We start from the raw sequence: 13,197 nt of genomic DNA on the forward strand, positions 1-13,197 counted from the left end.
ATATAAAGCCATGCATAAGGCAATGAGAAAACAGGGAATCAAAGGTAGTGGTGAAAAGATGGCCGTGACGAAATGGAAGAATTCAAATGTCCATATCATCCATATGTTACTCCCAAACCAGTACTTTGAAGATCTGGGACTCATCGATTTATGTCAATATAAAGTTGGGTTACTGTCGAATTATTATTAATTCGGTGAGAGATTTCAGGAGCCGTGTACGGCAAACGTAAGCACGGTTCTGTGAGAGCAAAGAAATCCGGACTAATTACCCGGATTTCTAGCTACTCGATCTTAACTTTCGTTAGCGATGTGTCTTAGCTTACATTGTTATTAAACTCAAGATCCATGGAAAGCTTAGTTTGAATGTGATAAATATAGATTTAATTTTATTTGTATATGATATGAATACTATGACTTAAAAAGCTTGTGAAAATAGTTTAATAGAAATTCAATATTAGTGAAAGATAATGGGGAATAGAGAATGAAATACAGAGAGTCAGGAATGCCATCAGAAGCTACGTGGGATGCATTTTTTAAACCGATAGACATGATAAACAAAATCGGCATTAATAGCCAAATAAGAACTTTAATTGATATCGGGTGTGGTTATGGAATATTCTTATTGCCGATTGCAGAAATTGTAAGTTCAAAGGCGATCGGAATTGACATTGATGATGCCATGATTGAGGTTTGTCGTGATAAAATAACGGAACATAATTCTTCGAAAATTCAATTGATAAATGGTGATATCTGTAACGACAGCACTTTAAACATGTTGAATAACTATAAGGGTGAAATTGATTTTATAACATTATTTAATATCCTTCACTGTGAGGAACCGATTACACTTCTTAAAAATGCATATAATATTTTAAATGATGATGGTAGAATTGCAATAACGCATTGGAAATATGAAAAAACGCCACGAGGACCATCTATGGAAATAAGACCAAAGCCTGAAATGATTATAAAGTGGGCATTAAAAGCAGGGCTTGCTTTAGATAAACATGTTGATCTACCACCCTATCATTATGGTTTAGTATTTATAAAAAAATGAAGATGAAAATAACTATTTTAATTTTCCCAGCTTAATTGGCCAAACAAAGTCTTTATAAAAGAGTCCTGAGAGCTAATCCATTGCTGAAATTTGCAGACAAAAACTATGGAAAGGAATATTGTCATTTTTCTTGAAGAAAGGAGTTTTAAATGAATATAGGAGGCATCCAAAGATTATCCTTATTGGATTATCCTGATAAGACCTGCTGTACTATTTTTACTGTCGGATGTAATTATCGTTGCCCATTTTGTCATAATGCATCCATTGTAGAAAATAAGCTATCAGAGAAGGGTGTTTTACAGGATGAAGTTATTGATTTTTTGAAGAGACGCATAGGCATTTTAGATGGTGTGTGTATTACAGGAGGTGAACCACTGTTACAAGATCAGCTTGAAAGTTTTATAAGGGAAATTAAGTCGTTAGGTTTTTTAGTGAAATTAGACACCAATGGAAGTTTGCCCCAAAAATTAAGACAGCTAATTGAAACGGGACTTGTAGATTATGTTGCAATGGATATTAAAAATTCACCAGATTCTTATGGACAAACCATAGGAATTAATAACTATAACCTTGATCCTGTCAAAGAAAGCGTCGACCTTTTACTTTCAAATAGAGTACCTTATGAGTTCAGAACTACTGTTGTGCGCCAATTACATACAAGCAAAGATATTCAGGCCATTGCGCAATGGATCAAAGGAGCAGAGCACTATTATCTCCAGAATTTTGTTGATTCTGGGGACGTAATGAAGAGTGGTCTTAGTGGCTTTTCAAGAGAAGAAATTCAGGATTTTCAAGAGCTTATTCGGCCGATAATCCCATCAGTTGAGCTTCGCGGTATATAAGTAAACGTATAACATATATTGTGCTTTGGATTTTATGTTATCGCTATATGTTGTATTTGGTCGTTGACTCTTTGTTCTTCGCATGCTAAAATGTTAGTGAATATAAGTATGAATGGAGTAGTATTAAATGTATCAGGTAACGAAACGGGACGGGATGACCGCCGAATTTAACTTAGCAAAAATATGTAAAGCAATTACAAAATCCTTTGAGTCACAAAACAAGCAATATCATCCAGAGATCATTGATTTTTTGGCATTGAAGGTAACCGGCGATTTTGAACCGAAAATCTTCAATGGCAAAATTGCGGTAGAAGATATTCAGGACAGTGTAGAGACCGTGTTGATCAAAAGTGGTTATGCTGACGTAGCAAAGGCTTATATTATATATCGGAAGCAACATGAAAAAATGCGCAATATGAAGTCAACTATTCTAGACTTTAAAGATACGGTTGACAGCTATTTAAACGTGACAGACTGGCGGGTAAAAGAAAATTCTACCGTTACTTATTCGGTAGGAGGATTAATTCTGAGTAATTCTGGAGCCATTACAGCAAACTACTGGTTGAGTGAAATCTATGACACAGAAATAGCGAATGCCCATCGTAACGCAGATATCCATCTGCATGATCTATCGATGTTGACAGGTTATTGTGCGGGTTGGAGCCTAAAACAATTGATACAGGAAGGATTGGGCGGCATATCAGGTAAGATTACGTCTTCGCCAGCCAGTCATTTGGCCACATTGTGTAACCAGATGGTGAATTTCCTTGGAATCATGCAAAATGAATGGGCAGGTGCCCAGGCATTTTCTTCCTTTGATACTTATCTTGCTCCTTTTGTAAAAGTGGATAATCTTTCTTATGATTCAGTAAAAAAATGCATAGAAAGTTTTATATACGGTGTAAACACGCCTTCGCGATGGGGAACACAAGCTCCATTTTCTAACATTACGCTGGACTGGGTAGTGCCAAATGACTTGGCAGAGCTATCTGCCATCGTAGGCGGAAAAGAGATGGATTTCAAATATAAAGACTGTAAAAAAGAGATGGATATGGTTAATAAAGCTTTCATTGAAATTATGATCGAAGGCGATGCGAACGGACGTGGTTTCCAATATCCCATCCCGACTTATTCCATCACAAAAGATTTTGATTGGAGCGATACAGAAAACAATCGTTTATTGTATGAAATGACAGCCAAATATGGTACCCCCTATTTCTCAAATTATATCAACAGTGAGATGGAGCCAAGTGATGTCCGTAGTATGTGTTGTCGCTTGCGACTAGATTTACGGGAACTTCGGAAAAAATCCGGAGGTTTTTTTGGGAGTGGAGAAAGCACGGGATCTATTGGAGTTGTGACAATCAACCTACCTCGTATTGCTTATCTGGCGAGTAATGAAGCAGATTTTTATGATCGACTTGATAAGATGATGGATATTTCAGCAAGAAGCTTGAAGATCAAACGAAATGTTGTAACAAAGTTGCTCCATGAAGGGCTATATCCTTATACCAAACGCTATTTGGGTAATTTTGATAGCCATTTTTCTACTATTGGGCTGATTGGAATGAACGAGGCCACTCTAAACGCGAAGTGGCTGAGAAAAGATCTTTCGGATGTGAAAGCTCATGCATTTGCAAAAGATGTACTAAACCATATGAGGGATCGCCTTTCTGATTACCAAGAAGAATACGGAGATCTGTATAATCTTGAGGCATCACCAGCAGAGAGTACGACTTACCGCCTCGCCAAGCATGATGTACAACAATATCCGGATATTATTACTGTTGCTAAAAATGAGGAGACCCCCTATTATACAAATTCTTCTCATCTGCCGGTAGGCTTTACAGATGATGTTTTTGAGGCGCTGGAAAATCAAGACGAACTACAGACCCTTTATACTTCCGGTACTGTTTTTCACGCCTTTTTGGGCGAAAAACTACCAAGCTGGAAAGCCGCCGCAACGTTAGTGAGAAAGATTGCGGAGAATTCAAAATTACCGTATTATACTTTATCTCCAACATACTCGATTTGTAAAAATCATGGTTACATAAATGGTGAAAAATATGTTTGTGACCAATGTGGAGAAACCACTGAGGTTTACAGCCGGATTACAGGTTATTACCGACCTGTACAAAATTGGAATGAAGGTAAAACCCAGGAATTCAAGGATCGCAAACTGTACAATTTAGGGAAGAACAAAGATCTGACCATTGATTCCAAGGAGGTCCGTCAGACAGACGAGAAGGTTACAGCTTCGACGAATAATGTTGAGAAGACGGAGGATAGACTGTTGCTGTTTACCACAAAGACATGCCCAAACTGTAAAACAGCAAAGGGATTTTTGAAGCAGGCAAATATTCCCTATGAGATTGTCGAAGTAGAAAAGAATGCAGATGTTGCGTCAAAGTATGGAATTAGAAGCGCCCCTACGCTGGTTGTTCATCAAGGATCTGAATTCGCACTCTATGTAAATGCTTCAAATATAAGAAGTTTTGCTGAATTACACTAAGATTTGACAGCGAAAGCCATGTTAATTATGAACCTATTGCTAATAACTGCCCCAAATATGAGTGTTGAAATTTTTCATTTAAAATAATATCAACGAAGATAGTTTATATGGTTAAACATACAGATAAGTCGGAGAAGGCGTGTTTATTACACTTTCTCCGACTTATCTTTTTGTGCTTTCGTTGATAAAAACATTAATCGCTCCCGCAAAAAGTGAATAAGTGTTTCTATTATTATTTTAAACCGTTAGAACTAATTTGTCAAAACTGTATATTCCGACCGTGAAATCCTATCTGCACGGTCAAACACCCACTATCAGTCCAGTTGTTATCGACCATGTCAAAAAAAAACTATTGCATCATCGGTGATATGGCTTAACCCTGGATAAAATTCTTCTTTGTTGAGTAGCTGGATTGACCCTTAAATTTCACACTATTAGTATTTAGGAAGATCTCATATTTTCCTGTATTTGATAGTTTTTATTCATTTTTATATCTGTCAAGTTCAAGGAGAATGGAATATATGCTTTTCTGTTCAGTATGATTTTTTGACAGAATAAGCTCATAACATTTTTCAGGAATTTGATTTTCAGAATGACTTTCGAAATCTATTTTTTCAAGTAATTGAGAAAGAGAGATTCCCAAAGCTCTTGTAATTTTTTCGATGCTTTCAATGGTAGGATTTTTCTCGCCTCTTTCAATTTGACCAATATAAGTTGGATGACAATAGGATTTTTCGGCAAGTTGCTCCTGACTAAAACCAAGTTTTAGTCGATAGTTTCGGATACGTTTACCAAGTTTGGTTGTTAGATCGCTCATAGACTCACTCCTTTCGATACAGTCTATAAGTATTTTTTCTTGTTTTCTATATACTATTGATATGAAATAGTCGTTCTGCTATACTATTGATATTGTATTTGCGTTTTTAATACTCAAAGTATTGCTTCGTTGGTAATTATTAATTAATTTATTTTAGATGAGCTTTGAAAATAGAGTGAAAATGTTGTGTTCTAAAAGTGTTTAATTGAAAATTAGACGAATCTATTTGAGAAATAATCGTTCTTCTTGATTGATGATTCATGGGATTAATATCGAAGACTTTCAAATTTCTTTTTACATCAACGCAATAAAATATTATACAATTATTTCTAAATATGAGGGAAAAATGAGCCAAGAAACAATTCATAAAGACTTATCCCATTTGTCGGAAAGTCAAAAGAATGAACTAATCCATCGTTACTATGAAAATGAAAACGTGAAAGCCTTACTTGAAGAATTTGATATTCATGTACCCCTAAGTAAATTAGTCAAATTATTTCCTCCGATTTCTCATCAGGATCATCCATGTCCAAATTGCGGAACATACCAATATTCAAATCAAAAATCAAAAAGTAATAAAATGTCTATAAGTAGATATGAACTTTTTTGTTTGAAGTGTGGTCACACAAATAATCCATCAGATCATTGTACTTGTGACTATTGTTTAACTTTAAAAAAAATTGCAAAAGAAAGAATAGAAAAAGAAAGACAAGATAGAGAAAAAAGAATCGGGAAAATTCGTGAAGTTATAGAAAGCGCTTTTAACATTAGAAATAATAAACCTTTGGATTTTGATGAATTATGTTTTACTCATAAAGTATTTTTGAGTACAATTTGCAAAGTCTTGCTGGTTGAAAATTATACCTCAACCAGGCAAATTCAGCCATTGGAATCCTTTGCTTATAACAAGCCCCTTTCGCCTTCAGATGATTATACAACACTAATATATTCTGAATTAGTAAAACACAATATAATAATTCCAAGTCCGATTTCGGATATAACTGCTTTCGGTTGGGAAGGTCAAAATGGTAATTTCAATTTCTTGGATAATTTTCCACATGCGTTTTGTCTTTATAAAACATGGTATATCATTAATGTAACCTGCGATGACGGATTTGATTCATTGGTAAAGAAATTATTATTGGGAAATTATTATAATTCCGAAGTAAATATCAAAGAAGCGTTTGGATTGTGGAAAGTTATCGCAAAACAGGAGTGCATCGTCTATTTTGAATATCAATTAAGTGCTGTTGGCTTTAACACTCAATTTGGTAAAAAAACAAATATTGTTATTGAGAAGCTTCTGGAAAATTTCTCTGTTTCGCAGGTTTATGCGTTAATCTGGAAAGAAGTTGCAAGTGCTTCAAAAGCTTATCTTGAACATCGATTTTCAAAAAATTACGCTAAAAATATTGCTATTCATGGTGTGGAGAGCTATGGTGAGCGTGCACTGGAAAATGGATGGGACATTATAAAGTATTCGCGAAATAGAGAAGTTCCGCAGAGCATCTTAAGTCTAGTTTTATTCAATTTAGTTCTTTTAATTAATGATGATGGATTTAATGAGCCACCTAATATCAAGCTACTATAATAAACTGTCAAGGAACCCTAATAATAAGCTCAAGGAGGAAATCAACAATGACGACAACATTTTGCGAAACATGTCATTAAATAGCAACCTATTTAGTTAAAGAAGCGTGGATTGAAAAGAAAATCAAAGGATATAAATGTAATTTTCGGGGATTAAAAGCTTATTGCACTGAGTGCGGAGGGGCTCTATTTGTTGCAAGTATTCACGATCACAATCTTAATATGTTGGAAAAGGAAATTGATTACGGAAACTGCAATGAATAGAAATAGTGTTGGGCTTAAAGTTAAGATGATGTGCGATAAAGCATGTTTAAGTCAGAAGTGCTTTGCGGAATATTTAGGAATTGATCAAAAACAAATAATAAAATTCGAAAAAGGTGAACTTCGATTAAGCATCAATCAACTTGAAAAAATATGCGACTTGTTTAGTTGTTCATGTAACGATTTAATGGAAGGAATAACAGATGAGCTGCAGCAAGATTACTATTTTGATTTTAGTACAATAAGTAGTGATGATCTTACAGGAATCTCAAGAATTAATAAAATTGTGCGTAATTCAAAAGAAATGAATAATTTATTAACTGGCAGGCTAGTACAAAGATGAAATTATTGAAAAAGAAGGAATTGATATGATAGAAATTAAACTGAAAAATTTATGTAAAAATAAGTATCCCATGTCAAGATCTGAGGCAAGACGCATTATAGAGAGTTCAAATGCTGTCAAAGAGATTACCCTTGATTTTGAAGATATTGATAACATTGGTCAGGCATTTTGTCATGAAATATTTGTTGTATTTCAGAACAAAAACCCAAAAATGAAAATAAATTTCGTCAATGCAAATAATGAAGTCATGGGAATGATAAAACGAATTTTAAACACGGAAAATTGCTTTAATAATAAAAATGTGAAGTAGCAAAATATGAATTGTTTCTCAGAATGTGTTTGAAATTTAATGTGTAATTTTCAGTGAATCCAAATATAAAGGATTCTTAGCGCTCAAATTAACAAATCTTCATAAGCAACGCTCTCCATATCCTTTTTATGATTTGCAAGTCAAATTGAACAGCGTATTGATATTAAATCGGAAACGTTCATATTTTGCATTCTGCGGAATTTTTGATTTGATTTATTGATTTTACGCTTAAAAGATTCTACTTCGCGACATACGTGTGCTTTTTCATTAATTATCAGTTCTTTTTCTTCAATACTTATATTCTCTCCATAGTTTATTGCATTTAAACCATATTTTATTCATAATGTTCTCCTTTTTTTTATATATCGACAGCTTTTTTCATTTTTTTTTACATTTTTGTGTTGATTTTATGCTGGCTGTAGTAAACGGGTAGGTAGCCTTCATCTGTATTGACTATAAACCGAGCACCGAGATCGATGTATTTGTATTATTGTAATTTACATAAATTATTTCCACCTGAGATTGACATTTTGCATTGATGTTGCTAAAATAAATTAATTAATAGGAATTAGTTGGATTTATACTTATTACATGGGATCATGTAGATTTGATTGTTTCGCTCTGATATTGATATTTATTTGCAAAATAAATATCAATATCAGAAGAACTTCAATCATATTGCTGGATAGAAATAAGCAGACTAGTGATAGTTTGTTTGGCTTTTTAAGGAGGGGAAAAATGACGAATGCACCTGAAAAGTGGTCAAGTCTTGAAGAAGTTGCCGAACACCTGGGCGTTAGTAAGGATACAATTCGCAACTGGATAAAAAAAGAAGCGATTCCTTATCGAAAGGTGGGTAAGCAATACAAATTTAAAATATCTGAAATAGATGCTTGGGTAGATAGCGGCAAAAGTGCCGAGATTGAATAAGCTGGCGATGACAAGAGTCAACGGAGCATATAAGTGGGTGATTGATTAATATGGATACAACAATGATGTATAACGGCAGCCTGACTGCCGAGCAATTTCTCTTCTATGAAATAAGAATTGTTTCCAAACTATACTTGGAGGGAAAATCAATTGACGAAATCGTTGAAGTTATAAAATGCGATAATTTGTTTCAGTACCCGACTGAACGGAAGATATCAAAATTAGCACGAGCCTGCCATCGGAGAATTATTGCCCTTGACAATGACAAATTGGTCTATGAGTTGGCAAATGCACCGGTTGAAGTGGCAAAGCAAATAAATCTCTATGCGATGATGTGCTATAATCGCCTTGTCCATGAGTTTATGACCAGCCTGATTGGCGAGAAATACCGTCAGCATGATTTCTCCTATAGTAGGAAAGACATCAATGTCTTTTTTTCACGGTTGCGAGAGCAAAACGATAATATCGCCACCTGGAGTGAGCAAACAATAGCGAAACTCAAACAGGTACTGACTAAATGCCTGATCGAAACAGAGATGCTCGACAATGTTCGCGCTTGCGAGCTGAACCCTATTTTTATCAGTGCGGAGCTTGAAAACGGGATCCGTGAGAATAACGATTTAACCGCCCTTGCGGCTTTTAATTGTTTCAGGTAGGAGTGAAGACAATGACTGATATAAAACAAGAATTGGATCGAATTAAAGCGCGAATCTCCGATACAAACTTCCTTGCCAATAAAGGGTTATCCAACGAGGTCGGGATTCACGTATTCAAGTATGCACCGCAGCATGAGTTAATCGTCCGGGATTATATTGAGCGACTGGTCAACAGTTCATCCGATGAATTTCGGATTATTGAGAGAGACATGTATAAGATTCTTTTGGAAATTTTGGCTGAAAAGCGTGTGCTTGGCACCGTACCAGGGCTTGAAGAGAAAAAAGGCAAGGACTACCTCCTTGCTCAGTTACAGAAGATCGCTACCCAGGAGGAATTTCTGGCAAAGATGAAATATGAGCCACACAAATATGGTGATGTGCTATTTTTGACGGGCATTGGGAAAGTGTACCCGTTTATGAGGTCACATAAGATGCTCGATACAATGCAGCAAGCATTCTCAGATATTCCAATTGTGATGTTTTATCCGGGAGAGTTTAACGGGCAAAGCTTAAACCTGTTTGATAAGTTCCATGACGGGAACTATTATCGGGCATTCAATCTACTTTAACAGGGGGAAAGACATGAAAATTCAAAATATGTTCCAAAAGGATATTAATCGCGATATTAACGGTGTTATCAAAGTAGCTCAAGATGATGAAGTAAGTCTCGTTCAGGAACTTGATGAGTATATCATCACGAGAGAACTACGCCGCCATTTCAGTACATTTTTCGATAATTATGCTAAAGCCATCGATCATCCCACGGACAAAGTTGGAGTCTGGATTTCTGGCTTCTTTGGAAGTGGTAAATCTCACATTCTTAAAATTCTGTCTTATCTTATATCAAATGCTAAAGTTGGAAATAAAAAGGCAGTTGATTTCTTCGAAGACAAGTTTGACGATCCGATGATGTATGCCACCGTCGTTCGTTGCACAAATATCCCCACTGAGTCAATCCTCTTTAATATCGATATTGAAGGCCCCATTAACAAAGACAAAACCGCAGTCTTAAGGGTTTTTACCAAGGTTTTCTATAACCATCTTGGCTTTTACGGTGAGGACTTAAAAATTGCCAAACTCGAACGCTTCATTGATGAGCAGGGTAAGACCGAGGCATTTCGCATGGCCTTTGAAGAAATTAACGGTGCATCATGGTTGGAGAGCCGCGCTGCCTGTGCGTTCTTTGAGGATGATATCGTGTCTGTCCTGCAAAGTGTCCTCGGCATGAGTGAAATTTCCGCCCGCAATTGGTTCAATGGCGAAGAAAATACTGATATGAGCATCAAGCAGTTGGTTGAAGAAATAAAATCTTATGTTGACAGCAAAGGGAAGGACTTCCGTCTGCTTTTCTGCGTGGATGAAGTTGGCCAATACATCGGTGACGACAGTGACCTGATGATCAATCTGCAATCCATTGTTGAAGAAGTCGGCAGCAAATGTTGTGGCAAAGTCTGGGTGATGGTCACGAGCCAGGAAGCTATTGATTCGGTGGTGAAAATCAGCGGCGACGATTTCTCAAAGATTCAGGGGCGTTTCAACACGCGACTCTCACTGTCCTCGGCTTCAGTGGATGAGGTCATTAAAAAGCGTATTCTCGAAAAAACAGAAGATGCTGATGGGCTTTTGCGGATGGTTTATGACAAAGAACACGCTGTGCTGAAAAATCTCTTTACGTTTAATGATGCGATACTGGACATCAAGGGATATACCGATGGCGCGGAGTTTTCTGCGACGTATCCATTTGTACCTTACCAGTTTATTATTATCCAAAAAGTCCTTGCTGAAATACGCAAGCATGGTAACGCCGGTAAGCATCTCTCCGGCGGTGAGCGTTCGATGCTGTCCGGGTTTCAGGAGGCGGCCCAGAAGGTACAAGGCAACGATGAAAATGCTATTGTGCCATTCTCACAGTTCTATGATACGGTCCATACCTTTCTTGAAAGCTCGATCCGTCGGGTTATTGACCGATCCCAAAATGCCGCTGACAAACATGACGGTTTAGAACAACGTGACGTAAGCGTTTTGAAACTGCTTTATCTTGTCCGTTACATTGAAGACATCAAGGCGAACATCGACAATATCGCCATTCTGATGGTGGATGATATCCGAACCGACAAGATCAACCTCCGTCATGAAATAGCCGCATCGCTGGAGCGTTTGGTCGCACAGAATTACGTCGCACGTAATGGCGACACTTATTCATTTTTAACAGATGAGGAGCAGGACATTGCCAGCGACATCCGCAAAACAACCGTTGACAGCGGGGCGATTGTTGGTAGTATCGGACAGACGATTTTTTCAGAAATTTACCCTTCCAAGAAATATAAGTTTAACAAGTACGACTTCGCCTACGACCAGTATATCGATGAAACCCTCGTTGGTGCGGCATCTGGTGGTGTGCGCCTGTGTTTCGTTACCGTCGCTAGTGACTATTACCATGCGCCTGATGCAAAGTTAATAATGGATTCGCAGTCCAACAACGAAATAATCGTCCGGCTTTCAAGTACGGTACAATACTTCGAAGAACTCGAAACTGCGGCAAAAATTCGTAAATACATTAAACAGAAGAACGTGTCTCAGTTACCTGAGAGCATCCAGGATATCATCCGCAAGCGTCAGGCTCAGGCCCGGAAACTTGAAGATAGTGCTAAAAAGCAGATTGAAAAAGCGATCGCAGAAGGAACATTTTTTATCTGTGGCGAAAAGGTTGAAATAAAATCTGGCGAGACCAGAAGCAAGCTTGATGATGCAATGAAACAATTGATCGAGAGTGTCTATTCCAAGCTAAACCTGGTGAATGTGTTCCGAGAGAGTGATGCCGATATTATTAAGATTTTAAACGGCGAGCCAGAACAAGGCGGCTTTCCCGGTCAGGGAGCAAATAATGAGTTTGCCTTGAATGAGGTAAGTCAATGGTTGGAGGAACGCTATATAAGCCACGTTCCGGTGTCGATGGGCGACGTACAGCGTCGTTACCAGGCAATCCCCTATGGTTGGCGCGAGGTGGACATCGCTGCGATTATGGCACGACTGATTGTTTCACAAAAAATTGAAATCCGTTATGGCGGGGCAGTGGTAGCCAAAGACGACAGAAACCTTGTCGGGTATCTGCGTAAAAAATCAGAAATCGAAAAGGCTGCCGTGAGCCGCAGAATTGCTCCCAGTGAGGAACTGATGCGTAAGAGCATTACCTTCCTGCGCGAATGGCTCGGTCAGATGGGTATTCCCGGAGATGAGGATGGTCTGATCAACTTCGTAAAAGACACCCTTGAGCCAAAACTGGCGCACTACGAAAAACTCATTGACGAATACAACCTCGACCGTTATCCCCAAAAAGAGGTAGTCACCACCGCCCGCGACCTGATTTATGACATCCTTTCGCAAAAACGCGATAATGTCGCCCTCCTTACACGTCTGATTGCCAGACAGGATGACCTCCTGTACAGTTCCGAGGATATGGAGGAGGTTGAAACGTTCTTTAAATCCCAACGGTCGATATTTGATGCGGCCAGACAATTACAGCGCGATTTGCAAAACGAACGTGATTACTTTGTCACCGATGTTGAGGCTAGTGAAAAAATCAAAATGGAGTGTTATCATAAAAGTGCAGTCCCAAATTGCAAGGAAATGAGGTAAAATAAAAATAAAAAGGACTGACTAGTGATGAAAAAAGTATATAGTGCCGAAGAACGCTATGAAGCGTTGAAACTGGCAAATGAGATCGGCAACAAAGCGGCTGCAGAGCGATTAGGTATAAAGCTCGATACCTTGTACACGTGGATCAGCAAAGCTAAAACCGGAAAGGTTGGTTATTGTGATAATCCAGGGAATATCCCAATAACAGATCCCAATCGTTTAAAACAGCTCGAAAAAGAGCTT

General features: G+C 37.6%; 12 protein-coding genes and 1 pseudogene. 12 read left to right on the forward strand and 1 reads right to left on the reverse strand.

Annotated elements, in window-relative coordinates; translation table 11 throughout:
• The 4 genes and pseudogenes from A3KS_RS23810 to A3KS_RS0116235 all read left to right on the forward strand — a co-directional run.
• Nucleotides 1–190 (forward strand): annotated as a pseudogene (locus A3KS_RS23810) (group II intron reverse transcriptase/maturase); the annotation flags it as partial.
• Between the two features lie 291 nt (nt 191–481).
• Complete coding sequence (locus A3KS_RS0116225) at nt 482–1,057, forward strand: class I SAM-dependent methyltransferase (RefSeq protein ID WP_026395797.1); 576 nt, start codon at nt 482–484, stop codon at nt 1,055–1,057.
• A 149-nt stretch (nt 1,058–1,206) separates the two neighbouring features.
• Nucleotides 1,207–1,899 carry an anaerobic ribonucleoside-triphosphate reductase activating protein gene (locus A3KS_RS0116230; protein WP_026395798.1) on the forward strand — a complete coding sequence of 231 codons (693 nt, stop codon included), beginning with the start codon at nt 1,207–1,209 and terminating at the stop codon, nt 1,897–1,899.
• A gap of 127 nt (nt 1,900–2,026) precedes the next feature.
• A complete protein-coding gene (locus tag A3KS_RS0116235) occupies nt 2,027–4,411 on the forward strand; it encodes a ribonucleoside triphosphate reductase (RefSeq protein WP_026395799.1) in 2,385 nt (794 codons plus the stop codon).
• Nucleotides 4,412–4,889: 478 nt separating this feature from the next.
• On the opposite strand, the gene A3KS_RS0116240 is transcribed toward A3KS_RS0116235, so the two are convergent.
• Nucleotides 4,890–5,228: a helix-turn-helix domain-containing protein gene (locus tag A3KS_RS0116240; RefSeq protein WP_026395800.1), complete on the reverse strand. Its 339-nt coding sequence runs from the start codon at nt 5,226–5,228 to the stop codon at nt 4,890–4,892.
• A gap of 346 nt (nt 5,229–5,574) precedes the next feature.
• Here A3KS_RS0116240 and A3KS_RS0116245 point away from each other — a divergent pair, with 346 nt between their 5' ends.
• From A3KS_RS0116245 to A3KS_RS21670, 8 genes are all read left to right on the forward strand, one after another.
• Nucleotides 5,575–6,819, forward strand: coding sequence for a hypothetical protein (locus A3KS_RS0116245; protein WP_026395801.1), 1,245 nt, complete (start codon nt 5,575–5,577; stop codon nt 6,817–6,819).
• A 255-nt stretch (nt 6,820–7,074) separates the two neighbouring features.
• The gene (locus A3KS_RS0116250; RefSeq protein WP_156913322.1) at nt 7,075–7,422 is read left to right on the forward strand and encodes a helix-turn-helix domain-containing protein; all 348 of its coding nucleotides are present in this window, start codon (nt 7,075–7,077) and stop codon (nt 7,420–7,422) included.
• Nucleotides 7,423–7,447: 25 nt separating this feature from the next.
• A complete protein-coding gene (locus tag A3KS_RS21660; protein WP_051355953.1) occupies nt 7,448–7,732 on the forward strand; it encodes an STAS-like domain-containing protein in 285 nt (94 codons plus the stop codon).
• Nucleotides 7,733–8,470: 738 nt separating this feature from the next.
• The gene (locus A3KS_RS0116260; RefSeq protein ID WP_026395803.1) at nt 8,471–8,662 is read left to right on the forward strand and encodes a helix-turn-helix domain-containing protein; all 192 of its coding nucleotides are present in this window, start codon (nt 8,471–8,473) and stop codon (nt 8,660–8,662) included.
• A gap of 50 nt (nt 8,663–8,712) precedes the next feature.
• Nucleotides 8,713–9,318 (forward strand): DUF1819 family protein, encoded by a 606-nt coding sequence (locus tag A3KS_RS0116265; protein WP_026395804.1) that lies wholly within the window; start codon nt 8,713–8,715, stop codon nt 9,316–9,318.
• Between the two features lie 11 nt (nt 9,319–9,329).
• A complete protein-coding gene (locus tag A3KS_RS0116270; RefSeq protein ID WP_026395805.1) occupies nt 9,330–9,887 on the forward strand; it encodes a DUF1788 domain-containing protein in 558 nt (185 codons plus the stop codon).
• Between the two features lie 13 nt (nt 9,888–9,900).
• On the forward strand, nt 9,901–12,954 hold the full coding sequence (gene brxC, locus A3KS_RS21665; protein WP_242834784.1) for a BREX system P-loop protein BrxC: 3,054 nt from the start codon (nt 9,901–9,903) through the stop codon (nt 12,952–12,954).
• Between the two features lie 27 nt (nt 12,955–12,981).
• Nucleotides 12,982–13,197, forward strand: a 216-nt coding sequence (locus tag A3KS_RS21670; RefSeq protein WP_035356447.1) for a transposase, incomplete at its 3' end; no start/stop codon positions are given.

Source organism: Acetobacterium malicum subsp. dehalogenans DSM 11527 (genome assembly GCF_000472665.1).
Lineage (GTDB): Bacteria > Bacillota > Clostridia > Eubacteriales > Eubacteriaceae > Acetobacterium > Acetobacterium malicum.